This window comes from Pseudomonas sp. QD4, assembly GCF_049199125.1.
Taxonomy (GTDB): Bacteria; Pseudomonadota; Gammaproteobacteria; order Pseudomonadales; family Pseudomonadaceae; genus Aquipseudomonas.
Window position 1 is genome coordinate 1,707,211 of sequence record NZ_JBLZOM010000002.1, and the last position, 24,813, is coordinate 1,732,023.

Here is a 24,813-nt window from a genome sequence, read left to right on the forward strand (position 1 = left end):
AATAAGAGGAGGACACTCGTATGACCACCCTGACTCGTGCCGACTGGGAACAACGTGCCCGCGACCTGAAGATCGAAGGCCGCGCCTATATCAATGGCGAATACACCGCTGCGGTTTCCAGTGAAACCTTCGAATGCATCAGCCCGGTTGACGGTCGCGTGCTGGCAACCATCGCCAGTTGTGACGCCGCCGACGCCCAGCGTGCTGTAGAAAATGCCCGCGCCACATTCAATTCCGGCACCTGGTCGCGCCTGGCCCCGGCCAAGCGCAAGGCCACCATGATTCGTTTTGCCGGCCTGCTGAAAAAGCACGCCGAAGAACTCGCCCTGCTTGAAACCCTGGACATGGGCAAGCCGATCAGCGACTCCCTGGGCATCGACATTCCGGGCGCGGCGCAAGCGCTGAGCTGGAGTGGCGAGGCCATCGACAAGATCTACGACGAAGTCGCCGCCACGCCCCATGATCAACTGGGCCTGGTGACTCGCGAGCCGGTGGGCGTAGTCGCGGCCATCGTGCCGTGGAACTTCCCGCTGATGATGGCTTGCTGGAAGCTGGGGCCGGCGTTGTCCACCGGTAACTCGGTCATCCTCAAGCCTTCGGAAAAATCCCCGCTGACCGCAATCCGCATCGCCGCCCTGGCCGTGGAAGCCGGTATTCCGGCGGGCGTGCTCAACGTGCTGCCAGGTTATGGCCACACCGTGGGCAAGGCCCTGGCCCTGCACATGGACGTCGACACCCTGGTGTTCACCGGCTCGACCAAAATCGCCAAGCAATTGCTGATCTACTCCGGCGAATCGAACATGAAGCGCGTCTGGCTCGAAGCCGGCGGCAAGAGCCCGAATATCGTGTTCGCCGATGCACCGGATCTACAGGCCGCTGCCGAATCGGCCGCGGGCGCCATTGCCTTCAACCAGGGCGAAGTCTGCACCGCGGGTTCGCGCCTGCTGGTGGAGCGCTCCATCAAGGATAAATTCCTGCCCCTGGTGATCGAGGCCCTCAAGGGCTGGAAGCCGGGCAACCCACTGGACCCGGCAACCAACGTCGGTGCATTGGTCGACACCCAGCAGATGAACACCGTGCTGTCCTACATCGAAGCCGGGCATGCCGACGGCGCCAAGCTGGTCGCGGGCGGCAAGCGCACCCTGCAGGAAACCGGCGGCACCTATGTCGAGCCGACGATTTTCGACGGTGTGAGCAACGCGATGAAAATCGCCCAGGAAGAAATCTTCGGCCCGGTACTGTCGGTGATCGCCTTCGATACCGTCGAAGAGGCCATCGAGATTGCCAACGACACCCTGTACGGCCTGGCCGCAGCGGTCTGGACAGCCAACATCTCCAAGGCTCACCTGACCGCCAAGGCCCTGCGTGCCGGTAGCGTGTGGGTCAACCAGTACGATGGCGGCGACATGACCGCGCCGTTCGGTGGCTTCAAGCAATCGGGCAACGGCCGTGACAAGTCGCTGCACGCATTCGACAAGTACACCGAGTTGAAGGCGACCTGGATCAAGCTCTGACCTGAAGGGCTCGGGGCGGGCGCTTGCCCGCCGGACCGGGCCTCGATCCAAAATCGCAGCCGGACTTTCCGCAAGGGAAGTCCGGCTGCGTTGTCTGTGTCGGTATAAAAAATGATCCACAGGAGCGTGGAAATGCGTTGGGCGACCTATTTCGCCGTTTTGGCGGCTGTCCTGAGTGTCGGGCTGGCCCTGGGTGTCAGCATGCCGCTGGTGTCGTTTCGCCTGGAAGGCTGGGGTTATGGCCCCTTTGCCATTGGCGTCATGGCGTCGATGCCGGCCTTTGGCGTGTTGCTTGGGGCCAAGCTTGCCAGCCGCCTGGCGGCGCGTTTTGGTACTGCGGGCCTGATGCGCCTGTGCCTGTGGGGCGGGGCGCTGTCCATTGCTTTGCTGGCGCTGTTGCCGAGTTACCCGCTGTGGCTGGTGCTGCGATTGGGCCTGGGCATGGTGCTGACCATCGTGTTTATCCTGGGCGAGAGCTGGATCAACCAGTTGGTGGTCGAGCAGTGGCGCGGGCGGCTGGTGGCGCTGTATGGCAGCTGTTACGCCCTGAGCCAGCTGGCCGGGCCATTGCTGCTGGGCGCGCTGGGCACCGAGACCGACTACGGCTTCTGGGTCGGTGTCGGGCTGCTGGTGGTATCGCCCCTGCTGTTGATCGGCCGCAGCGGCGCCCCGACCACTGAAGCCTGCAGCGTGACCCTGGTCGACCTGTGGCGCTTTTGTCGTGGGCTGCCGGCGATTGCCTGGGCCGTGGCGCTGTTCGCCGCTTTTGAGGCAATGATTCTTACGCTGTTACCGGTGTATTGCCTACGCCAGGGCTTTACCGAAGACATCGCCCTGGCGATGGTCAGCACCGTGGTGGTCGGCGATGCGGTGCTGCAATTGCCGATTGGCGCCCTGGCCGATCGCCTGTCGCGGCGCTCCCTGTTCACCGGCTGTGCGGTGGCGCTGTTGTTGTCGAGCCTGGCGATTCCGCTATTGCTCCACACCTTGTTGATCTGGCCGTTGTGGGTGCTGTTCGGCGCCAGCGCCGGGGGCCTGTTCACCCTGTCGTTGATCCTGATCGGCGAGCGTTACCGTGACGACGCCCTGGTGCGAGCCAATGCCCACGTGGCGCAACTCTGGGGCATTGGCTGCCTGATCGGGCCGTTGGTGGCCGGGGCGGGCAGCCAGTGGGTCAGCGGCCATGCCTTGCTGTGGCTGATGGCGGCCGGGGCTTTTGGGCTGATTGTGTTGTTGCTGCGCCAGGGAGCATTGGGTGCCGCGGCGCCGCAATCGGTATAGGCTTCACCGCTGTTGGTTCAATCAGGGAGGTCAGATGAAGCTTAAGCCAGGGATTCGATTCAGCGGGGCGCTCTGTGCGCTGACGATTTTGCTCGCCGGGTCCGCCCACGCCGCACCCAAGGACCCGCCCGTGGAGCGGGTCAAGCAACTGGCGCTGAAGCAGTGCCTGGACGATAACTACGGGCGCTTGAAGTTCTACAAGGCGTACGACCTGCACGACGCGTCCTACTTCGTCGATCGGGTGCAACTGGACCGCGACGGCACCGACCGCCGTACCCGGGCCCTGAGCAACTTCGTCGAGCAGCAGACGGGCAGCTTCCATATCGGCGGGCCGCCGATGAAGAACGAGGCCGGTTACCCGATCAACGCGATTTTTGAACGCTGCATGGGTTTCTATCACTCGCCCGGGCTGGACGCCTTTATCAAAAACCAGCTGCTCAAACGCTGACAGATCGGCGCGGGCCTAGAGCATGCGCTCCAGGCCGACGCTGGTGCTCAGCCAGGCGTTGATGCGCCGCCACCAACTGCCCGGCTCCCGGGTCAGGGTGTGCAGTTGCTGGTTGTCTTCGGTGACCCAGACGATCTTGCCGTCCTGCAGCTTGGCCTCGTAGCTCAAGGCCGGGGCCATGCCTTGCAGGGCCAGGGCGCGCACATGTTCGGCCAGTTCCGGGCTGTCGACCAGCACCCCGACTTCGGTGTTCCACAGCACCGAGCGCGGGTCGAAGTTGAACGAGCCAATAAAGGATTTCTGCCGGTCGAAGATCATCGCCTTGCTGTGCAGGCTGGAGTCCGAGCCGCGCCAGGTGCTGCGGAACAGGTGTGGCCCGCTGCCGCCATGATCGCCGGGCTGGCGGCGCAATTCGAACAGCCTCACCCCGTGTTCCAGCAGGGCCTTGCGGTAAGGCGCGTAGCCGCCGTGCACTGCCGGCACATCGGTGGCTTCCAGGGAGTTGGTCAGAAGGCTCACTTGCACCCCGGCGTCGGCACGCCCGGTGAGGTACACCAAGCCCGGCTGGCCGGGCACGAAGTAGGCCGAAATCATGATCAGTTCCTTGCTTACCCCTTGCAGCTCCGGCGCCAGCTGGGTGGTCAGCAGCAATTGCGGGTCGGGCTCGTTCCTGGCCAGGACCTTGCTCGGCGCGTCCCACAGGGCCTGGTTCCAGGCCCAGATCAGCTCCTTGCGCCAGATATCCATGCGCGGGTGGCTCTGGTAGGTCTTCAGTTGCTGGTACAGGGCGTGGTTCTGCCGGCGGGTGTCTGCCAGGGACTGTTCCAGTTGTTGCCGGGTGTTGGCCAGGTCCCGGGCGGTGGGGGTGCTGGAGAGGAACTCGTCGATGGGCTTGCTCAGGGCGCTGTTCCAGTACTGGTCGAAACTGTGCCCCAACTGCTCGGCCACCGGCCCGACGCTGAGCATGTCGATGTCCGTGAAGTTGAGGCTGGGCTCGGCATCGAAATACTCGTCGCCCAGGTTGCGCCCGCCGACGATGGCCACGCTGTTGTCCGCCAGCCACAGCTTGTTGTGCATGCGCCGGTGTTGCTGGGACAGGTTGAACAGGCGCCCTGCCGCGCGGGTGATGCCGGTGCTGCGCCCCAGGTGTAGGGGGTTGAACAGGCGGATCTGGATCTGCGGGTGGGCGGCGAGGGTGGCAATCACCTGGTCCAGGCCATCGCTGGTGGTGTCGTCCAGCAGGATGCGTATCCGCACCCCGCGATCGGCGGCCTTGAGCAGCTCATCCACCAGCATCCGGGTGCTGATGCCGTCGTGCACGATGTAGTACTGCAAATCCAGGCTGCTTTGCGCATTGCGGATCAGCTCGGCGCGAGCCATGAAGGCTTCGGTGCTGTTGGACAGCAGGCGAAACCCGGAGCGCCCCTGATAGGGCGCAGCCTGGGCCTGGATCGAGCGTCCGAACGCCGACTCTGTGGCCGGCAGGGCCTGGCTCGGTTCCCGGGGCACGTTCAGGGTGGCACAGCCGCTGAGGCCCGCCGTGATCAGCAGAAGTAAGGCGAAAGCCTGTTTGAGTCTCAAGTCAGCTCGTCTCGAAGGCGGCGATGGTCGACATATGGACGCAGTCTTGGGGGAAAAAGGTCAGTCGGTCGTGCAATCAGTTTCAGCCAGCAGCTTGATCGCGGCTGCGCCGACCTTGCGCACCGCATCTTCGATCTGTGGCGTTGGCTTGGCAGCGTAGTTCATCCGCAGGCAATTGCGGTACTTGCCCGAGGCGGAAAAGATACTGCCCACAGCAATCTGTACGCCCTGGTCGAGCAGCGCGCGGTTGAGCTTGAGGGTGTCGAAGCCTTCCGGCAGTTCGATCCACAGCATAAAGCTGCCCTGGGGCCGACTGGCGCGAGTGCCCAGGGGGAAGTAGCGGCTGACCCAGTCGAGCATCATGTCGCGATTGCGCTGGTATTGAGCGCGCATCTTGCGCAAGTGGGGTTCGAAATGGCCGGCCTTGAGGAACTCGGCAATGGCGATCTGCGGTTGCGGCGCGGTGGAGCCGGTGCTGATGTATTTCATGTGCAGCACCCGCTCCAGATAGCGCCCCGGCGCGACCCAGCCAATACGCAGGCCCGGGGCCAGGGTTTTCGAGAACGAACTGCACAGCAGCACCCGACCGTCTTCGTCGAACGACTTGATGGTGCGCGGGCGCGGGTAGGTGTAGGCCAGTTCGCCATACACATCGTCTTCGATGACCGCCACGTCAAAGCGTTGGGCCAGGGTCAGCAGCGCGCGCTTGCGCGACTCGGGCATGATGTAGCCCAGCGGGTTGTTGCAGTTGGGGGTCAACTGTATGGCCTTGATCGGCCACTGCTCCAGGGCCAGTTCCAGGGCTTCGAGGCTGATGCCGGTCAGCGGGTCGGTGGGGATCTCCAGGGCTTTCATGCCCAGGCCCTTGAGGGTCTGCATGGCGCCATGAAAGCTCGGCGAGTCCACCGCAACGATGTCGCCAGGCTCGCAGATGGCGCGAATGCTGGTTGAAAGCGCCTCATGGCAGCCGGTGGTGATCACCAGGTCATTGGCTTGCAGCTGGCAGCCGGAGTCGAGCAGCAGGCGGGCGACCTGTTCGCGCAGTTCGAGCACGCCGTAGATGTTGTCGTAATACAGGCCGGGCATGTCCTGGCGCCGGCTGATGCGGGCCAGCCCGCGGAGCAGGGGTTTCAGGGTTGGTGTATTGATATCCGGCATGCCCCGGCCCATCTGTATGACGTCTTTGCGCGGCACGCTGCGCACCAGTTCCAGCACCTGTTCCCATTGCGATATCTCCACCGGCCGTTGCGCCGGGCGGCCGATGGCGGGCAACGCCGGCAGTTCGCGGCTGGCCGGTACAAAGTAGCCGGACTTGGGCTTGGGCATCGCCAGGCCGTTATCTTCCAGCACTCTGTATGCCTGCTGCACAGTGCTCAGGCTGACACCGTGCTCAACACTCAAGGCGCGCACCGAAGGCAGGCGGTCGCCGGGGCGGTAGAAGCCCTGCTCAATGCGGGTGCCCAGCAGTTCGGCAAGGTTGACGTAGAGGGTCATGGCAGGCACTCGCGCAAGGGATTGATTAAAGAACCAGTACAGATGGACGGAAAATACAGGATTCAGCCATCAGTGGGGGAATTCTGTATGGAAATAATACCAGCGCTTTGAATCTGTCATGGTTTCAGGCACCCGCGCATCATGTTTGCTCATGGCCACCCAAGTAAACAGGAGCAAACAACAATGAACGGCTTGAGCGATGTGCGTCTGTCGTTACACAGTCAGGAACTGGCGGTTGGGCACGAGCGGGCGATGCAGGCGGTGATGTCCCGCAACTCGCCGCGCGCCCTTGGCCGCTGGGGCCTGTACTGGCATCGGCTGCGTACCCGCAAGGCCTTGCTCGCCCTGACGGCTGACGAACTGCGGGACATCGGGCTTAGCCGGGAGCAGGCGCGCCGCGAAGGGCTCAAGCCGTTCTGGCGTCTCTGAAGAAGGGCTCTGGCGCTGCTGCACGCCGTCAGGCCATTGGGCGGCAGCAATGCCAGGGGGAGGGCGGTGCGGTGTCAGCCGAGCTCCTTGAGGCGGTGCCAGAGCATGCCCAGTGCCAATAGCGGCGAACGCAAGTAGCGGCCGCCTGGGAAGGTGATGTGCGGCACCTTGGCGAACAGCTCGAAGCCGCCACCCTGCTGGCCGCTGATGGCTTCGGCCAGCAGCTTGCCGGCCAGGTGCGTGGCATTCAGCCCATGACCTGAATAGGCCTGGGCGTAATACACATTCGGCTGGTCCTTGAGCCGGCCGATCTGCGGCAGGCGGTTGGCGCCGATACCGATCATCCCGCCCCATTGATAGTCGATCTTGACCCCGGCCAGTTGCGGGAACACTTGCAGCATCTTCGGCCGCATGTACGCGGCGATGTCCTGCGGGTCACGCCCGGAGTAATGGCAGGCGCCGCCGAACAGCAGGCGCCGATCCGCCGAAAGCCGGTAGTAATCCAGGGCCACCCGCTGGTCGCAGACCGCCATGTTCTGCGGCAGCAACTGCTGTGCCTGCTGCTCGCTCAACGGCTCGGTGGCGATGATGTAGCTGCCGGCGGGCAACACCTTGCCACCCAGCTCCGGGTTGAGGCCATTGAGGTAGGCGTTGCAACCGAGCACCAGGGTCTTGGCGCGGACCAGGCCGCGGGCGGTGTGCACCCTGACCTGGCTGCCGTAATCGATGCGTGTCACGGCTGAATGTTCGAACACTTGCACCCCCAGCCGCTGCGCCGCGGCGGCCTCGCCCAGTGCCAGGTTCAAGGGGTGCAGGTGCCCGGAGCCCATGTCGATCAAACCGCCGACATAGCGCTCGGAGCCGACCACGCTGTGCATTTCATGGGCTTGCAGCAGGCGGGTTTCGTGGCGATAGCCCAGCTCGCGCAGTTCTTCGGCGTCTTCGGCGAAACCCTCCAGGTCCCTGGGCTTGTTGGCCAGGTCGCAGTAGCCCCAGGTCAGGTCGCAGGCGATCTGGAACTGTTCGACCCGCTGGCGCACGATGTCCACCGCTTCCAGGCCCATCAGCTTCATCTGCCGAACGCCGTCGTCGCCCAGCACCTTGCTGAACTGCTCCAGGCCATGGCCGACGCCGCGAATCAGTTGGCCGCCATTGCGCCCGCTGGCGCCCCAGCCGATCTTGCGCGCTTCCAGCAGCACCACACTGAAGCCGCGCTGGGCCAGTTCCAATGCGGTGTTCAGCCCGGAGAAGCCGCCGCCGACCACGCAGACATCGGCCTGCAACTCGCCGGCCAGCGCCGGATGATCGGGCTGTGGCAGGCTGCTGGCGGCGTAATAGGAGGCGGCGTGACGGTCGCTCGGGGCAGGTTGCTGAACACCGGGGTTCATGTGCGTGAATCCTGATTGGGGTGTTTGGAAAATTTGACGGAGCATAAGCCTGACCTTTCGTCGGCGGCAACAGCGGTCGGGGTGCGCTGTCTGTTGGTGGGCTTTTAGGGCAAAATCCCCGGCTGTATTTGCCCGGTAACCTTGCCAATGAGCTGCAACAGCCAGAAAGTCCGCCTGCTGCGTCAGCAGATTCCCTCGTTCGAGTGCGTCCCCGGCTGCCATGACTGCTGCGGCCCGGTGACCACTTCAACCGAGGAGATGTCGCGCCTGCCACGCAAGACCGCGGCCGAGCAGGACGCTGCCATGGACGAGCTGAACTGCGTGCACCTGGGCCCCAACGGCTGCACTGTATACGACGAAAGGCCGCTGATCTGCCGCCTGTTCGGCACCACCCCGAGCCTGCCGTGCCCCAATGGCCGGCGCCCGGTGGAGATGATCCACCCTCGGGTCGAAAAGCAGATCCACGAGTACATGGCGAGCACCCGCCAGGTGCTGGTCTAGCGCTTTACTTGGGTCACCCCGGCACTCTCGAGTCGGCCTGCGCCGGATTTCAGTCCGGAATCGGCAGGCTCAGGCTCTCCTTCACCTCTTCCATCACGATATAGCTCTTGGATTCGCGCACGTGGGGCAGCTTGAGCAGGATGTCGCCCAGCAGCTTGCGGTAGGACGCCATTTCGGAAATTCGGGCTTTCACCAGGTAGTCGAAGTCGCCCGAGACCAGGTGGCACTCCAGTACGTGGGGCAGCTTGAGCACGGCGCGGCGGAACTCTTCGAAGGTGTCGCCGGACTTGTAGTCCAGGCTGATTTCGACGAACACCAGCAGGCTGCCCTTGAGGTGCTGCGGATTGAGGCGCGCGTTGTAGCCCATGATGATCCCTTCGCGCTCCAGGCGCCGGACCCGTTCGGTGCAGGGAGTGGTCGACAGGCCGACCTTCTCTCCCAGCTCGGTAAACGAGATACGCCCGTCGGCCTGGAGGATGCGCAGGATGTTGCGATCTATCTTGTCCAGCTCGCGTTTTGTCTGGTGATTGGTGCGCATAGGGGATGCACCTCCGTCAAAAGGGTTTTTGCCGAGAATTGTCGCCAAATATAGGCAGTTATATAGTGAAATGCACTGCCCATTGCTTTTTATACTGCGCACATCTTCGCTCTGAATAACAAACGTCAGCGGTTTAGCCGCGATGAGGGATATGAAAATGCGCGTTATGGTCTTGGGTAGCGGCGTAATCGGTACCACCAGTGCCTACTATCTGGCCCGAGCAGGTTTTGAAGTGGTGGTGGTCGACCGTCAGCCGGCCGCTGCCATGGAAACCAGTTTCGCCAACGCCGGTCAGGTGTCGCCGGGCTATGCCTCGCCATGGGCCGCACCTGGCGTGCCGCTCAAGGCCATCAAGTGGCTGCTGCAGCGCCACGCGCCGTTGGCGATCAAGGCCACCGCCGATATCGACCAGTACCTGTGGATGGCGCAGATGCTGCGCAACTGCACCGCCAGCCGCTACGCCGTGAACAAGGAGCGCATGGTCCGCCTGTCCGAGTACAGCCGCGACTGCCTCGACGAACTGCGCGCCGAGACCGGCATTGCCTATGAAGGCCGCAGCCTGGGCACCACCCAGCTGTTCCGGACCCAGGCCCAGCTCGATGGCGCGGCGAAAGACATCGCCGTGCTCAAGGAGTCCGGTGTGCCTTTCGAACTGCTCGACCGCGAGGGCATCGCCCGCGTCGAGCCCGCCCTGGCCAACGTCACCGATATCCTCGCCGGCGCCCTGCGCCTGCCGAACGACCAGACCGGCGATTGCCAGATGTTCACCTCGCGCCTGGTGGAAATGGCCACCCAGCTGGGTGTGGAGTTCCGTTTTGGCCAGGACATCCAGCGCCTCGACTTCGCCGGCGACCGGATCAATGGCGTATGGATCGACGGCAAGCTGGAAACCGCCGATCGCTACGTGCTGGCCCTGGGCAGCTACTCGCCGCAACTGCTCAAGCCGTTGGGGATCAAGGCCCCGGTGTATCCGCTCAAGGGTTACTCCCTGACCGTGCCGATCACCAACCCGGCGATGGCCCCGACCTCGACCATTCTCGACGAGACCTACAAGGTCGCGATCACTCGCTTCGACAACCGTATCCGGGTCGGCGGCATGGCCGAGATCGCGGGCTTCGACCTGTCGCTGAACCCGCGCCGGCGCGAAACCCTGGAGATGATCGTCAACGACCTCTATCCTCAGGGCGGCGATCTGGCGCAAGCCAGCTTCTGGACCGGCCTGCGGCCGACCACCCCGGACGGCACGCCGATTGTGGGTGCCACACCGTTCCGCAACCTGTTCTTGAACACCGGTCACGGCACCCTGGGTTGGACCATGGCGTGCGGTTCCGGTCGCTTGCTGGCTGACCTGATGGCGAAGAAAACGCCGCAGATCAGCGCCGAAGGCCTCGATATTTCTCGTTACGGTAATTCTCAGGAGACAGCCAAGCATGTCAATCCAGCGCCAGCTCACCAATGAACGCATGAGCCAGATTGTCGTTCACAGCGGCACCGTCTATCTGGCGGGGCAGGTCGGCGACGACATGACCGCCGGAATTGAACAACAGACCAGCGAAACCCTCGCCAACATCGAGCGTTTGCTGGACCTGGCTGGCACCGAAAAGAGCAAGTTGCTGTCAGTGACCATTTACCTGAAAGACATCGACGCCCACTTCGAGGGCATGAACGCTGTCTGGGACAAATGGCTGCCAAAAGGCGTCGCTCCTGCCCGTGCCACAGTCGAAGCCAAGCTGTGCGAGCCCGAGATCCTGATCGAGCTGTCCGTAGTCGCCGCTTTGCCTTAAACACCGATCCCTCTGCCGGTGCTGTCGGCGGCTCACGCCTTCGGCCAGCACCGGTTTTTTCTTCCCCCATGACCGCCTAGAAGTCTGCCGCCATGCGTCCTGCCCGTGCCCTGATCGACCTTCAAGCCCTGCGTCACAACTACCAACTGGCCCGCGAGTTGTCGGGCGTCCGTGCCCTTGCCGTGATCAAGGCCGATGCCTATGGCCATGGCGCGGTGCGCTGTGCGCAGGCACTGGAAGGCGAGGCCGACGGTTTTGCCGTGGCCTGCATCGAAGAAGCCCTGGAGCTGCGCGCGGCGGGGATTCGTGCGCCGGTGCTGCTGCTCGAAGGCTTTTTCGAGGCCGATGAGTTGGCGCTGATCATCGAGCATGACTTCTGGTGTGTGGTGCATTCGCTGTGGCAACTCGAGGCCATCGAGAAGGCAACCCTGGCCAAGCCGCTGACGGTCTGGCTCAAGCTCGACTCGGGCATGCACCGGGTTGGCCTGCATCCCAAGGATTATCAGGCTGCCCATCAGCGGCTGCTGGCCAGTGGCAAAGTGGCGAAAGTGGTGTTGATGAGCCACTTCGCCCGGGCCGATGAGCTCGATTGCGTGCGCAGCGACGAGCAGGTGGCCGTGTTTCAGGCTGCCCGCGAGGGGCTGGCGGCCGAGGTCAGCCTGCGCAACTCGCCGGCGGTCCTGGGTTGGCCGAGTATTCCCAGTGACTGGGTGCGCCCCGGCATCATGCTGTATGGCGCAACCCCGTTCGAAGAAAACAACCCGGTGGCCGCGCGCCTGCAACCGGTCATGACCCTGGAATCGAAAGTGATTTGCGTGCGTGAGTTGCCAGCCGGCGAGCCGGTGGGCTACGGCGCCAAGTTCGTCACCACGCGGCCGATGCGCATTGGTGTGGTTGCCATGGGGTATGCCGACGGTTACCCACGCCAGGCGCCGACCGGCACGCCGGTCCTGGTGGCTGGCCAGCGCAGCCAATTGTTGGGTCGAGTGTCCATGGACATGCTGTGCATCGACCTCACCGATGTGCCGCAGGCCGGCCTGGGCTCGACCGTGGAGCTGTGGGGTAAAAACATCCTCGCCAGCGACGTGGCGATGGCTGCGGACACTATTCCGTACCAGATTTTCTGCAACCTGCGCCGAGTGCCAAGGCTCTACTCCGAGGGCTGACGGCCAGTGGTCGGAACCTGACAGGCCGCTCCTGGGTGGATTGGAGGGCAAGTGTTGTAAATACTGAACGCTATCGCCATGATAATGCTCAATTACAACAACGCCTGATTCCCTAGGAGACTGCCGCATTGGACGTCGGTGAACGACTGCAATCCATCCGTAAACTGAAAGGTCTTTCCCAGCGTGAACTTGCCAAGCGCGCGGGCGTCACCAACAGCACCATTTCGATGATCGAGAAGAACAGTGTCAGCCCCTCGATCAGCTCGCTGAGGAAGGTTCTTGGCGGCATCCCCATGTCCATGGTCGAGTTCTTTTCCGAGGAAATCCTCCAGGAAACCCCGAGCCAGATCGTCTACAAAGCCCATGAACTGATCGATATTTCCGATGGCGCCGTGACCATGAAACTCGTGGGGCGCGCCCATCCCAGCCGTGCCATCGCCTTTCTCAACGAGATCTACCCGCCGGGCGCCGACACCGGTGAGGAAATGCTCACCCACGAAGGCGAAGAAACCGGAATTCTCGTGGAAGGCCGCCTTGAACTGGTGGTCGGGCTTGAAACATTTGTGCTCGAAGCGGGCGACAGCTACTACTTTGAAAGTACCAAGCCGCACCGTTTCCGAAATCCTTTCGATGTACCGGCGCGACTAATCAGCGCAGCCACGCCAGCGAATTTCTAATAGAAGAGGCGTCCTGCAAGGCTTGCGGCGACGCCCGAAGTGCCATTTCGCCACCTTTAAGACCCCATCGACTTTAGGGTTGTTTCAGTGTGGCGGGCTAACCGTTATACTTGCGCCCGCCTGCGAAACCGTGGCCGTGGGCGTGACTAGCCACCATTGAGGGTGTACGCGTGAACCTAATTATGAAAATGCTGGCCGCACCAGCAACCGTATTGGCCCTATGGGCAGTCAGCGCTCAAGCTGCGACTAATGATGATATTGCCCAACGCCTTGCACCGGTCGGTCAGGTCTGTGTTCAGGGGCAGGAATGCAAGGGCATGGAAGTCGCCGCCTCTGTCGGTGGTGGAGGGGCGAAAACCCCTGATGAAGTGATTGCCAAGCATTGCAACGCTTGCCATGGCACCGGTCTGCTCGGCGCACCGAAAATCGGTGACACCGCAGCCTGGAAAGAGCGTGCCGATCACCAGGGCGGCCTCGACGGCATCCTGGCCAAGGCCATTACCGGGATCAACGCCATGCCGCCAAAAGGCACTTGTGCCGATTGCTCCGATGACGAGCTCAAAGGCGCCATCGAGAAGATGTCTGGCCTGAAATAAGGTCAATCTTCAGCGAAAAAGCCGCTTACGAGCGGCTTTTTTGTGCCCGCGATTCGGCCTCCACACTGGTCAATGCAGTAAAGACCCGGCAAGCTCGGTCCAACCCCAATTCATGGAACGTTCGGGAGAGTCGTATGGTGCAGTTGTGTTCAATCGAGCAGGCAGTCGATGACGTGCTGGCGCGCCTGCCGGCGCATATTCACATGGGCATGCCCCTGGGCCTGGGCAAGCCTAACCAGTTTGCCAATGCGCTGTACCGCCGCATCAAGCAACTGCCCGAACGGCAGCTGACCATCTACACCGCCTTGAGCCTGGGCCGTCCGACCCTGGGCGATGGCTTGCAGAAGCGCTTTCTCGAACCCTTTGTCGAACGCATATTCGGCGACTATCCCGAGCTGGATTTCCTCGCGGACCTGCAACACGACAGCCTGCCCCGCAACATCCATGTCGAGCAGTTCTTCATGCAGCCCGGGAGCCTGCTCAACAGTGCCCCCGCGCAGCAGGACTATGTCAGCAGCAACTACAGCCACGCCGCCCGCGACATCAACGCCAGTGGCCTGAACCTGGTGGCGCAGTTGGTGGCCAGCCACCCTGATCATCCGGATCGGCTGAGTCTGAGCTGCAACCCGGACATTACCCTTGACCTGCTGCCGATGATTGCCAAGCGTCGTGCTGCCGGCGAGACCATCCTCATGGTCGGCCAGGTTCACGACGAGCTGCCGTACATGCCGGGTGACGCCGAACTCGACATGGACGGCTTCGATCTGCTGATCGATGAAAAGGACCGCACCACGCTGTTTTCCACGCCGAACATGCCGGTGGGGTTCCAGGACCATTTCATCGGTTTGCACGCCAGCACGTTGGTGCGCGACGGCGGCACCTTGCAGATCGGCATCGGCTCCATGGGCGACGCCCTGACCGCCGCACTGCTGGCCCGGCAGGCGGACAACGACGCCTATCGCTCACTGCTGACCGACATCGATGCCTATTACTGGGCGCCGCTGATTGGCCGCGAAGGCGGAGTCGAGCCCTTTGCCAAGGGCCTCTACGGTTGCAGCGAAATGTTCGTCAACGGCCTGCTGGTGCTGGCAGACGCCGGGATCGTGCGGCGCAAGGTCTACCCGGATATCAAGACCCAGCAGCAGGCCAATGACGGCACCCTGGATGAAGCGGCGCAGACCGACGGCATCTCGGTGCACGGCGGGTTCTTCCTGGGGCCGCGCAGTTTTTATCAGCGCCTGCGGGAGCTGCCGCAAAGCAAGCGCCTCGAATTCAACATGACGCGCATCAGCTACATCAACGAGCTGTATGGCCAGGAAGAGCTCAAGCGCCTGCAACGTCGGGATGCGCGGTTTATCAACAGCTCGATCATGGTCACCTTGCTCGGTGCCGGTGTCGCCGATCAGTTGGAAGACGGCCGGGTGCTGAGTGGGGTCGGCGGGCAGTACAACTTCGTCGCCCAGGGCCATGCGCTGGAAGGCGCGCGTTCGGTGCTGATCCTGCGCAGCTGGCGTGAGTCGGGCGGCGAGGTCAGTTCGAACGTGGTCTGGGAGTACGGGCACTGCACCATCCCGCGCCATCTGCGCGATATCGTGGTCACCGAGTACGGCATTGCCGACCTGCGGGGCAAGACCGACGCCAAGGTGATCGAGGCCCTGCTCAATATCAGCGACTCACGCTTCCAGCCCGGGTTGATCGAGCAAGCGCAGAAAGTCGGCAAGCTGCCCAAGGACTTTCAGCTGGAACCGCGATTTACCGACAACAGCCCACAGCGTTTGCAGGCGATTCGTGCACGGCACCCGCACTTGTTCCCGGAGTATCCGTTGGGTACTGATTTCAGTGCGCAAGAGCGGGATCTGCTGCGGGCCCTCAACTGGCTCAAGAGCAAGTTCAAGCTCACCGAGATTCTGGAGCTGGGCAAGGCCGCGCTGGACGCGCCGGAGGCCGAGGCTTTTCCCCTGCACCTGGCGCGCATGCAGCTGGAGAAACCCGAAGGCTTGCGTGAGGATCTGTATCAGCGGCTGCTGCTGGCAGCCTTGCAGGAAACCCGCCTGTAACGGCGGATTACCCGTGGCGCCGGCACGCCGCCGGCGCCGTCGCGCACTTTACTCGATGAAGCTGACCACGCCGCCGGCCAGGGATTGCACGCGGGCCAGAGACTCCACGCGGTAGCCCTGGGCATCCAGTTCGGCACGCCCGCCCTGGAACGACTTTTCGATGACGATACCCAGGCCGGCAACGGTGGCGCCGGCCTGCTTGATGATCGAAATCAGCGCCTGGGAGGCCTTACCGTTGGCCAGGAAGTCATCGATGATCAGCACCCGGTCGCTGCTGGTCAGGTGCCGTGGCGAGATGGCCACGGTGCTTTCCGTCTGCTTGGTGAAGGAGTAGACGGTGGCCGACAACAGGTTCTCGGTCAGGGTCAGGGACTGGTGCTTGCGGGCGAAGATCACCGGCACACCGAGGTTCAGGCCGGTCATGATCGCCGGGGCAATGCCCGAGGCTTCGATGGTGACGATCTTGGTAATGCCCGAGTCCTTGAACAGCGTGGCGAATTCGTCGCCGATCAGCTTCATCAGTTGCGGGTCGATCTGATGGTTGAGAAAGGCGTCGACTTTCAGGACCTGATCGGAAAGCACGATGCCTTCTTCGCGAATTTTCTTGTGCAGTGCTTCCATGAAGCTTTCCTCTTTGGGCGCCTTGTGCGCCTAAGCGCTGATAAATAGTGTGCGGTAAAAAGTCGGCAATTCTAGCGCTTTAACATCGCGCGTATATCCGCCAGTGCGGTGTTTCCGCGAACGGCTTTGACTTCGGTCGGCGTGTCGTCATTGCCTTCCCAGGCCAGGTCGTCCGGTGGCAGCTCATCGAGGAAGCGGCTGGGCGCGCAATCGATGATCTCGCCGTACTGCTTGCGCTTGGCGGCAAAGGTAAAGGCCAGGGTCTGGCGTGCGCGGGTAATGCCCACGTAGGCCAGGCGCCGCTCTTCCTCGATGGTGTCGGCTTCGATACTGGAGCGGTGCGGGAGGATTTCCTCTTCCATGCCCATGATGAACACGTAGGGGAATTCCAGGCCCTTGGAGGCATGCAAGGTCATCATCTGCACACCTTCGGCGCCGTCTTCCTCTTCCTGCTGACGTTCCAGCATGTCGCGCAGGACCAGCTTGCCGATGGCGTCTTCGACGGTCATGTCGCCGTCTTCGTCTTTTTCCAGGGTGTTTTTCAGGGCTTCGATCAGGAACCACACGTTGCCCATGCGGTAGTCGGCGGCCTTGTCGCTGGAGCTGTTGGTGCGCAGCCAGTTCTCGTAGTCGATGTCCATGACCATGCTGCGCAGGGCAGAGATCGGGTCTTCGCCGGCGCACTGCTCGCGCACCCGGTCCATAAAGCGCTTGAAGCGCGCCAGGCGGTCGGTGAAGCGGCTGTCCAGGTGCTCGCCGAGACCGATTTCATCGGTGGCGGCGTACATCGAAATCTTGCGTTCGGTGGCGTAGTTGCCGAGTTTTTCCAGGGTCGTCGAGCCGATTTCCCGGCGCGGCACGTTGATCACCCGCAGGAAAGCGTTGTCGTCATCCGGGTTCACGATCAGGCGGAAGTAGGCCATCAGGTCTTTCACTTCCTGGCGTCCGAAAAAGCTGTTGCCGCCGGAAAGCCGGTAAGGAATTTGGTGGTGCTGTAGCTTCAGCTCGATCAGCTTGGCCTGGTAGTTACCGCGATACAGGATCGCGAAATCGCTGTACGGGCGATCGGTGCGCAGGTGCAGGGTGAGAATCTCCACCGCTACCCGCTCAGCCTCGGCGTCTTCGTTGCGGCAGCGGATCACGCGGATCTCGTCGCCGTGGCCCATCTCGCTCCACAGTTGTTTTTCAAACTCGTGGGGGTTGTTCGAGATCAGCACGTTGGCGCAACGCAGGATACGGCTGGTGGAGCGGTAGTTCTGCTCCAGCATCACCACTTTCAGGGACGGGTAGTCGTCCTTGAGCAGCATCAGGTTTTCCGGGCGGGCGCCGCGCCAGGCGTAGATCGACTGGTCGTCGTCGCCGACCACGGTGAACTGGTTGCGCGTGCCGATCAGCAGCTTCACCAGCAGGTACTGGCTGGCGTTGGTGTCCTGGTATTCGTCCACCAGCAGGTAGCGGACCTTGTTCTGCCATTTTTCCAGGATGTCGGTGTGCTCCTGGAACAGCTTCACCGGGAGCAGGATCAGGTCGTCGAAGTCCACCGCGTTGAACGCCTTGAGCGTACGCTGGTAGTGGGTGTAGACGATGGCGGCGGTCTGTTCCTTGGGGTTGCGTGCGTTTTCCAGGGCTTCGGGCGGCAGGATCAGGTCGTTTTTCCAGGCGCCGATCATGTTCTTGATCTCGTCGACGCCGTCGTCGCCCGAGTATTCCTTCTGCATGATGTCGGTCATCAGGGCCTTGACGTCGGTCTCGTCGAAGATCGAGAAGCCCGGTTTGTAGCCCAGCCGCACATGTTCCTTGCGGATGATGTTCAGGCCCAGGTTGTGGAAGGTGCACACGGTCAGCCCACGGCCCTCGCCGCCCTTGAGCAGGGTGCCGACACGCTCCTTCATCTCCCGCGCCGCCTTGTTGGTAAAGGTCATGGCCACGATGTACTGGGCGCGGATGCCGCAGTTCTGGATCAGGTGCGCGATTTTGCGGGTGATCACGCTGGTCTTGCCGGAGCCAGCACCGGCGAGCACCAAAAGAGGGCCGCCGACGTAGTTCACGGCTTCTTGCTGCCGGGGATTGAGTCGGGACATGACGGAAAAGGGAGTCTGTTGCGAAATGGGCGGGCATTTTAACAGGCTGGACAGATTCTGCTGCCTCTCTCCGACTTGTGACGCAACACGCGATCTAAATTTGCCGGTTTTGATACTTTCCCGCAGGATGCGCGCTGAATATGCGTCTAATGTTCGAGTTAGAGCGGTACAAGAAATTGCGTTTGATAATCAATATCATTTGTCATTGTTTATTCGCGCGTCATAATGCCCACCGCCAACTTCTTTTGCAGAGTCTAGGGAGCTAGCTTGTCTAAGCCTGTCGAACCCTTGCGTTTGCTGCTACTGGCCGAAGAGCCGGCATGGGCAGCGTTGTTGCGCGAGTGTCTCGCTCCGTTGGGAGACTCGGTTGTGCTGATCAGTGCCCCGACCTGGGATTCTGTCAGCCGTCTGTTCAATGACGATCGCAGCGCGGTCTTGTTGACCATTGCCTCCTTGCAACCGGCCCCCGGTCGCTGCAGTTTGCCCACCGTCCTGCTGTTGGACCACGAACCCTCGGTGACCCCGGTGGGTGTCAGTGACTGGCTGATTCGCAGCGCCCTGAACCCCGATATCCTGCGGCGTTGCCTGCGCCATGTGCGTGAGCGCGGCGTGCTGGAAACCACGCTGCAGCGCCTGGCCGAACAGGACCCGCTGACCGGTATCGCCAACCGCCAGGGGTTCCAGACCCTGCTTGCCGCGCGCCTGGTTGAAAACGAAGGACGCGGGCTCGCACTGGGGCACCTGGACCTCGACAACTTCCGGCATGCCAACGACGCCCTTGGCCACCAGGCCGGCGACCGCTTGATCCTGCAGGTGGTCTCGCGGCTCAAGAGCCAGCTTGAGGCCGGCGATCAACTGGCGCGCCTGGGCAGCGACGAGTTTGCCTTGCTGATCGATACACGCCGGGCGCCGCAGCGGGCCGAATGGATGGCCGAGCGCATTACCGAGGCCATGGCCGAGCCTTACTGGATCGACGGTGAAAGCCTGCTGATCGGCTGCAGCCTGGGCGTGGCCCATGCCCGGGCCAATGCCGGGGCGGACCCGCTGATGTGGCACGCGCACATCGCCATGCAGCAGGCCAAGAGCACCCAGGGCTGCACCTTTCATATCTTCAATGAACGCATCAATCGCAATGCCCGCAGCCTCGCCGACCTGGAAAGCGAACTGCGCCGAGCCTTGCGCCGCGACGAGCTGGAGCTGCATTACCAGCCGCGCCTGAACCTGCATGACGGACAAATCGTCGGCCTCGAGGCCCTGGTGCGCTGGCGCCACGGCGAACGCGGCCTGCTGCCGCCCAGCGAGTTCGTGCCCCTGGCCGAGCAGAGCGGGTTGATCGTGCCCTTGGGTTACTGGGTGATTTCCCGTGCCCTGCGGGACATGCAGGCCCTGCGTGAGCGCGGCCTGCCGCCGCTGCACATGGCGGTCAACCTGTCGTTCCGGCAGTTCCAGGACAGCCAGTTGCTGTCGACCCTGAGCCGGCTGATTGCCGAGCGCGGCGTCGAAGCGCAGTGGCTGGAGTTCGAACTGACTGAAACCGCAGTGATGCGCCGCAGTGACCTGGTCAAGCAGACCATGGACGCCCTGGGGCGCCTGGGCGTGCGCTTTTCCCTGGACGACTTCGGCACTGGCTTCTCGTCCTTCGTGCACCTCAACAGCCTGCCGATCGCCCTGCTCAAAATCGACAAGAGTTTTGTCGGCGGCATGGAGCTGCGCGAGGAGAACCGCAAGCTGGTTCACGCCATGATCAACCTGGCGCACAACCTCAACCTGGAAGTGGTGGCCGAGGGGGTCGAAACCCCGGAGCAACTGGCCCTGCTGCGCGGCTTCGGCTGCGACCAGGCGCAGGGGTACCTGATCAGCAAACCGCTGCCCCTGGCGGAGTTGGTGGAGTACCTGACCTTTGGCAGCAGCCAGCGATCCATGGCGGACGTGGTGAGCTAACCCGCCTGGCGAGGGGGCAATCCCGCTCGCCGGTTCAACCGATCTTTACGAATCCACCTGGGCCGAGGCATAGGCCGACGGTTGCACCTGGGGCTCCAGGCGCAACATGCGTTTCATCCGCCATTCGAAGGCCAGGGTCAGGCTGATGGCGGCGCACGCCAGGCCCAGGGCCAGGCCCCACCACACGCCGGTCGGCCCCCAGCCCAGGGTGAAGGCCATCAACCAGGCCGCCGGGGCCCCGATCAACCAGTAGCAGCCGAGGCCGACGAGGAAGGTGGTCTTGGCGTCCTTGAGCCCGCGAATCGCGCCCATGGCGATGGTTTGCGTGCCGTCGAACAGTTCGAACCAGGCCGCTACCGCCAACAGGCTCACGGCCAGGTTGATCACTTCGCGGAAGGCCGGGTCATTGTGGTCCAGGAACAGCCCGATCAACTGATTCGGCAGCAGCCAGAACACCATGGCAAAACACAGCATCGCTACCGCACCGAAGGCGATCCCCACCCGTCCCGCCAGGCGCGCGTCGAGCAATTGCCCTGCGCCGTAGTGCTGGCCGATGCGCATGGTGATCGCATAGGAAATCCCCGCCGGCACCATGAACGCCACCGAAACGATCTGCAACGCGATCTGGTGCGCTGCCAATTGGGTGCTGCCCATGGTGCCCATGCACAGCGCGGCGAAGGCAAATAATCCGACCTCGACCGCATAGGTGCCGCCGATGGGCAGGCCCAGGCGCCACAGCTCCCGCAGGTAGTGGCGGTTGAGCCGGGACAGGCCCTGGCGCAACGGATAAGCGGCGTACGCCGGGTGCTGCCGGATGTGCCAGGCCAGAGCCAGGGCCATGCAGTTGGCGACGATGGCGGTCACCAGGCCGATGCCCATCAGGCCCAGTTTCGGCAGGCCGAACATGCCGGTAATCAGTGCGTAGTTGAGCAGGAAGTTGGCCACGGTGCCGCCCAGGCTGATGACCATCACCGGCGTGGCGCGGCCGATAGCGCTGGTAAAGCCGCGCAAGGCCATGAAGCTCAGGTAGCCGGGCAGGGCGAAGGGCAGAATCAGCAGGAACTGCGCGGCGGAGTCGACGTTGGTTGCGGTCTGGCCGAACAGCAGCAGCACCGGCTTCAGGTTCCACAGCAGCAGCCCTGCCACCAGCGCCATCAGCCAGGCCAGCCAGAGCCCGGCCTGGGTCAGGCGCGTGGCGCCTTCGATGTCGCCGGCACCCTGACGAATCGCCACCAGGGTGCCGACCGCGGCAATCACCCCAATGCAGAAAATCGACACGAACGAATAGCTGGCCGCGCCCAGCCCGCCCCCGGCCAGGGCCTCTGGGCTGAGCCGGGCCATCATCAGGGTGTCGGTGAGGACCATCAACATGTGCGCCAACTGCGAGGCGATCAGCGGCCCCGCCAGCCGCAGGATGGCCCGGAGTTCGGTTCGTGCTGGATGCTGCATGGTCATCAGGCTCGGCAATGGGCAATGGGTCAAGAGCGCTGATTCTCGGCGCTTGTGGCGCATTGCACAAAAGGATAAAAACGATTGCTGGCATGATTAAAACTCATGCGAACTCGTTTCTGGTAGCGTGGCCGCACCGCCCACGGAGAGCGTTATATGTCTCGTCGTCTTCCTGCCCTGTATGCCTTGCGCGCCTTTGAGGCTGCGGCCCGGCACAGTTCGTTCACCCGCGCGGCCGAAGAGTTGTCGATTACCCAGAGCGCGGTCAGCCGGCATATCCGCACCCTGGAGGAGCACTTCGCCTGCCGGCTGTTCAAGCGCAGCGGGCGTAACCTGCAACTCACGGAAGCCGCGCGCCTGCTGTTGCCGGGCGTTCGCGAAGGCTTCAGCGCCCTGGAGCGGGCCTGCAATACCTTGCGCGCCGAGGATGACATCCTGCGGATGAAGGCGCCGTCGACCCTGACCATGCGTTGGCTGCTGGCGCGGCTCAGCCGTTTTCGCCACCTGCAGCCGGGCAACGAGGTGCAACTGACCAGCGCCTGGATGGACATCGATTCGGTGGACTTCAACCAGGAACCCTTCGATTGCGCGGTGCTGCTGAGCAACGGCCACTTTCCGGCGGACTGGGAGGCCAGCTACCTGTTTCCCGAGCTGTTGATCCCGGTCGGTGCGCCGAACCTGCTCAATGACCAGCCATGGGATGTGGCGCGCCTGGCCGTCACCGAATTGCTGCACCCGACCCCGGACCGCCGCGACTGGCGCAGCTGGCTGGAGCGCATGGGTTTGTCCGATCAGGTCTCGCTCAAGGGCGGGCAGGTCTTCGACACCCTGGAGCTGGGGATGATTGCCGCGGCCCGGGGCTACGGCGTGTCCATGGGCGATTTGCTGATGGTCGCCGAAGATGTGGCCCAGGGTCGGCTGAGCCTGCCGTGGCCGACTGCGGTGGCCAGTGGCGAGAACTATTACCTGGTCTGGCCGAAAACCCGGCCCGGAGGTGAACGTTTGCGTCGCCTCAGCGATTTTCTCCAGGGCGAGGTCCAGGCCATGCAATTGCCTGAGGTAGAGCGCCTCGGCTGAAACGATGTAGCGCCCGTGGGAGCGGCCTTGAGCGATAACCGTGCGAATTGCTCAAGTATTCATCGTTGCCGCCGAATCCTAGAAAGTGGAACTTGCGTCCTGCAGCGTTCCCCCCGTCCCCATTACTGGAAAATTTTGCCGAGCACGCGACCTGATCAGGATGATCCGGGCTCTCGGTCAGGAGCCGTCATGCCTCAACCCCGTGCCCGGATTGCCTCACAGCTGGGCCTTGCCCTGGCTGTGATCTTGGCGATCGTGATCAGCGGCAGTGCCGTTTTTGCCCTGCGTTCGCTGGATTCCGCCAACCTCGACACGCGGGAAGAGCACCTGGCCAGCGAAGCGCGGCTGCTGGCCGATCAGCTCAACACGTTCCACAGCACCCTGCGCGAAAGCACCCAGCGCCTGAGCGGGCTGTTCGAAAAACGCTTCAGCGGCGGCCTGAGCCTGCACCCCGAGCAGCCGGTGACAGTGGCCGGCACCTCCACGCCGGGCCTGCACCTGGGCGGCCAGGTGTTGAACAACAACTTCGAGGAGGTCGACGAGTTCAAGCAGATGACGGCTGGCGTGGCGACGGTGTTTGTCCGCAGCGGCGATGATTTTGTCCGCGTCAGCACCTCGCTGAGCAAACAGGACGGCAGCCGCGCCATCGGCACCTTGCTCGACCATGCCCACCCGGCCTACCAGAAGCTCATGGCGGGGCAGGGTTACGTCGGCCGCGCGCTGCTGTTCGACCGCTCCTACATGACCCAATACACGCCGGTGCGCGACAGCAGCGGCAAGGTGATTGCGGTGTTGTTCGTCGGTTTCGACTACACCGATGCGCAGAACGCCCAGTTCGACAATCTCAGGCGCTTCCGCATCGGCCAGACCGGTTCTCTGGCCTTGCTGGATGAGCAAAACAAATGGCTGGTTCCGCCTGCCGGCGTGCAGGCGCTGGATCAGGCGCTGCCGACCATGGCCGAGCTGATTCGCCAACCGGGCAAGGGCCGCTTCTGGAGTGACAAGGCCGAAGACTTCTACAGCCTGGCGGTGCCGTTCGAGGGTGGCCCCTGGGCGGTGGTGGCGAGCATGCCGAAAGCGGAAATCCGCGCGGTGACCTGGAGTGTCGGCCTGCGCCTGGTCATCGGCAGTCTGCTGGCGATGCTGCTGGCGGTAGGCGCGGCGGTCTGGCTGTTGCGCAGCAAACTGGCTCCCCTGGCAGACCTGGTGCGTCAGGCCGAGGCCCTGGGCGCCGGCGACTTGAGCGTACGGCTGAATGTGTCCAGCCAGGATGAGATCGGCCAGCTGGCGCGCAGTTTCAACCAGATGGGCGAAGCCCTGTCGACTATGGTCGAGCACATCCGCCGGGCGGCCCAGGAGGTCAACGGCCGGGCCCAGGCGTTGTCCGGATTGTCCGGTGGCGCCTACGAGGGCATGGAGCAGCAGTCCGGCGAAATCACCAGCATGGCGGGCGCCGTGGAAGAGTTCAGCGCCACCTCGCTGAACATCGCTGACAACATGGGCAACACCGAGCGCCTGGCTCAGGAAAACGCCCAGCAGACGCGCATCGGCCGCACCTCGATGGAAGAGGCTTCATCCTCCCTGGAGCAGATCGCCAGCGCCCTGAACAGCACCGCCACGGTGATCAACACCCTGGGCCAGCGCTCCCAGGAAATCGGCGGCATTGTCGGGGTGATCACCGCCATTGCCGACCAGACCAACCTGCTGGCGCTCAATGCGGCCATTGAAGCCGCCCGGGCTGGCGAGCAGGGGCGCGGATTTGCAGTGGTGGCCGATGAGGTGCGCAACCTGGCCTCGCGCACCCGTGAGGCAACCGATGAAATCTCGGTGATGATCGGCAGCATTCAGCAGGAAACCGGCAACGCCATCAGCACCATGGAGCAGGGCAACCGGTTGATGCAGGAGGGCCTGTCGCGCAACGCCAATGTGGCTTCGGCCCTGGCGCGGATCGATGAACAGAGCCGCAGTGCCGGCCAGCAGTTCGCCGCCATCACCACCGCGACCCAGGAGCAGAGCAGCACCGCGACCCTTCTCAGCAGCAACCTGCAAAGCATCGCCCAGGCCAACAGCGAGCAGCGTGAAGTGGTGTCCAACCTGGCGATCACCGCCAAGGAACTGGAAGCTCTCGCCGCCGACCTGCGCCACGAAGTCGACCGCTTCCGCTAAAGCGCGTCGCACACCTGTAGCCGC

General features: G+C 63.1%; 21 protein-coding genes. 14 read left to right on the forward strand and 7 right to left on the reverse strand.

All coding sequences use genetic code 11. The features are described 5' to 3' along the window. The first annotated feature begins 20 nt into the window (after positions 1–20). From ACOZJV_RS18835 to ACOZJV_RS18845, 3 genes are all read left to right on the forward strand, one after another. Positions 21–1,514: an aldehyde dehydrogenase gene (locus ACOZJV_RS18835; RefSeq protein WP_421548220.1), complete on the forward strand. Its 1,494-nt coding sequence runs from the start codon at positions 21–23 to the stop codon at positions 1,512–1,514. Between the two features lie 132 nt (positions 1,515–1,646). Next, positions 1,647–2,795, forward strand: coding sequence for an MFS transporter (locus ACOZJV_RS18840; protein WP_078470460.1), 1,149 nt, complete (start codon positions 1,647–1,649; stop codon positions 2,793–2,795). Between the two features lie 34 nt (positions 2,796–2,829). After that, complete coding sequence (locus ACOZJV_RS18845; protein WP_421548221.1) at positions 2,830–3,243, forward strand: hypothetical protein; 414 nt, start codon at positions 2,830–2,832, stop codon at positions 3,241–3,243. A 15-nt stretch (positions 3,244–3,258) separates the two neighbouring features. On the opposite strand, the gene ACOZJV_RS18850 is transcribed toward ACOZJV_RS18845, so the two are convergent. Together ACOZJV_RS18850 and ACOZJV_RS18855 are read right to left on the reverse strand one after the other, a co-directional pair. Continuing rightward, positions 3,259–4,824: a phospholipase D family protein gene (locus ACOZJV_RS18850; RefSeq protein ID WP_201128572.1), complete on the reverse strand. Its 1,566-nt coding sequence runs from the start codon at positions 4,822–4,824 to the stop codon at positions 3,259–3,261. A gap of 60 nt (positions 4,825–4,884) precedes the next feature. After that, entirely contained in the window at positions 4,885–6,318 is a 1,434-nt protein-coding gene (locus ACOZJV_RS18855; RefSeq protein WP_421548222.1) for a PLP-dependent aminotransferase family protein, read from the reverse strand. A gap of 183 nt (positions 6,319–6,501) precedes the next feature. Between ACOZJV_RS18855 and ACOZJV_RS18860 the strand changes: the two genes are divergently transcribed. After that, complete coding sequence (locus ACOZJV_RS18860) at positions 6,502–6,747, forward strand: DUF1127 domain-containing protein (RefSeq protein ID WP_421548223.1); 246 nt, start codon at positions 6,502–6,504, stop codon at positions 6,745–6,747. Positions 6,748–6,821: 74 nt separating this feature from the next. On the opposite strand, the gene ACOZJV_RS18865 is transcribed toward ACOZJV_RS18860, so the two are convergent. Next, positions 6,822–8,135: an NAD(P)/FAD-dependent oxidoreductase gene (locus tag ACOZJV_RS18865; protein ID WP_201128568.1), complete on the reverse strand. Its 1,314-nt coding sequence runs from the start codon at positions 8,133–8,135 to the stop codon at positions 6,822–6,824. A gap of 147 nt (positions 8,136–8,282) precedes the next feature. On the opposite strand from ACOZJV_RS18865, the gene ACOZJV_RS18870 reads away from it, so the two are divergent. Further along, positions 8,283–8,636 (forward strand): YkgJ family cysteine cluster protein, encoded by a 354-nt coding sequence (locus ACOZJV_RS18870; RefSeq protein ID WP_020296005.1) that lies wholly within the window; start codon positions 8,283–8,285, stop codon positions 8,634–8,636. A 49-nt stretch (positions 8,637–8,685) separates the two neighbouring features. On the opposite strand, the gene ACOZJV_RS18875 is transcribed toward ACOZJV_RS18870, so the two are convergent. After that, positions 8,686–9,174, reverse strand: a complete 489-nt coding sequence (locus ACOZJV_RS18875; RefSeq protein ID WP_007932443.1) for an Lrp/AsnC ligand binding domain-containing protein — start codon at positions 9,172–9,174, stop codon at positions 8,686–8,688. 157 nt (positions 9,175–9,331) lie between these two features. Between ACOZJV_RS18875 and dadA the strand changes: the two genes are divergently transcribed. The 6 genes from dadA to ACOZJV_RS18905 all read left to right on the forward strand — a co-directional run bounded on the left by dadA (position 9,332) and on the right by ACOZJV_RS18905 (position 15,454). After that, a complete protein-coding gene (gene dadA, locus ACOZJV_RS18880; RefSeq protein WP_020296004.1) occupies positions 9,332–10,633 on the forward strand; it encodes a D-amino acid dehydrogenase in 1,302 nt (433 codons plus the stop codon). After that, a complete protein-coding gene (locus ACOZJV_RS18885) occupies positions 10,605–10,958 on the forward strand; it encodes a RidA family protein (protein ID WP_421548224.1) in 354 nt (117 codons plus the stop codon). Before dadA ends, ACOZJV_RS18885 begins: the two co-directional genes overlap by 29 nt. Before the next feature lie 92 nt (positions 10,959–11,050). Beyond that, a complete protein-coding gene (gene alr, locus ACOZJV_RS18890; RefSeq protein WP_421548225.1) occupies positions 11,051–12,124 on the forward strand; it encodes an alanine racemase in 1,074 nt (357 codons plus the stop codon). A gap of 128 nt (positions 12,125–12,252) precedes the next feature. Then, positions 12,253–12,801 (forward strand): cupin domain-containing protein, encoded by a 549-nt coding sequence (locus ACOZJV_RS18895; protein WP_020296001.1) that lies wholly within the window; start codon positions 12,253–12,255, stop codon positions 12,799–12,801. A 182-nt stretch (positions 12,802–12,983) separates the two neighbouring features. Then, positions 12,984–13,397, forward strand: coding sequence for a c-type cytochrome (locus ACOZJV_RS18900; protein WP_078470467.1), 414 nt, complete (start codon positions 12,984–12,986; stop codon positions 13,395–13,397). Between the two features lie 134 nt (positions 13,398–13,531). Continuing rightward, complete coding sequence (locus ACOZJV_RS18905; protein WP_201128566.1) at positions 13,532–15,454, forward strand: acetyl-CoA hydrolase/transferase family protein; 1,923 nt, start codon at positions 13,532–13,534, stop codon at positions 15,452–15,454. 48 nt (positions 15,455–15,502) lie between these two features. Here ACOZJV_RS18905 and ACOZJV_RS18910 read toward each other — a convergent pair whose 3' ends face one another. Next, the gene (locus ACOZJV_RS18910; protein WP_020295998.1) at positions 15,503–16,075 is read right to left on the reverse strand and encodes a xanthine phosphoribosyltransferase; all 573 of its coding nucleotides are present in this window, start codon (positions 16,073–16,075) and stop codon (positions 15,503–15,505) included. Positions 16,076–16,146: 71 nt separating this feature from the next. Continuing rightward, a complete protein-coding gene (gene rep / locus ACOZJV_RS18915) occupies positions 16,147–18,156 on the reverse strand; it encodes a DNA helicase Rep (protein WP_020295997.1) in 2,010 nt (669 codons plus the stop codon). Between the two features lie 267 nt (positions 18,157–18,423). Here rep and ACOZJV_RS18920 point away from each other — a divergent pair, with 267 nt between their 5' ends. Then, a complete protein-coding gene (locus ACOZJV_RS18920; protein WP_201128565.1) occupies positions 18,424–20,097 on the forward strand; it encodes a putative bifunctional diguanylate cyclase/phosphodiesterase in 1,674 nt (557 codons plus the stop codon). 45 nt (positions 20,098–20,142) lie between these two features. Here the strand turns inward: ACOZJV_RS18920 and ACOZJV_RS18925 are convergent, their stop codons facing one another. Next, positions 20,143–21,552 carry a NorM family multidrug efflux MATE transporter gene (locus tag ACOZJV_RS18925; RefSeq protein WP_421548226.1) on the reverse strand — a complete coding sequence of 470 codons (1,410 nt, stop codon included), beginning with the start codon at positions 21,550–21,552 and terminating at the stop codon, positions 20,143–20,145. Positions 21,553–21,702: 150 nt separating this feature from the next. Here ACOZJV_RS18925 and ACOZJV_RS18930 point away from each other — a divergent pair, with 150 nt between their 5' ends. Both ACOZJV_RS18930 and ACOZJV_RS18935 read left to right on the forward strand, forming a co-directional pair. Further along, entirely contained in the window at positions 21,703–22,623 is a 921-nt protein-coding gene (locus tag ACOZJV_RS18930; RefSeq protein ID WP_078470470.1) for a LysR substrate-binding domain-containing protein, read from the forward strand. Positions 22,624–22,812: 189 nt separating this feature from the next. After that, positions 22,813–24,789, forward strand: coding sequence for a methyl-accepting chemotaxis protein (locus ACOZJV_RS18935; RefSeq protein WP_421548227.1), 1,977 nt, complete (start codon positions 22,813–22,815; stop codon positions 24,787–24,789). The last annotated feature ends 24 nt before the right edge of the window (positions 24,790–24,813 follow it).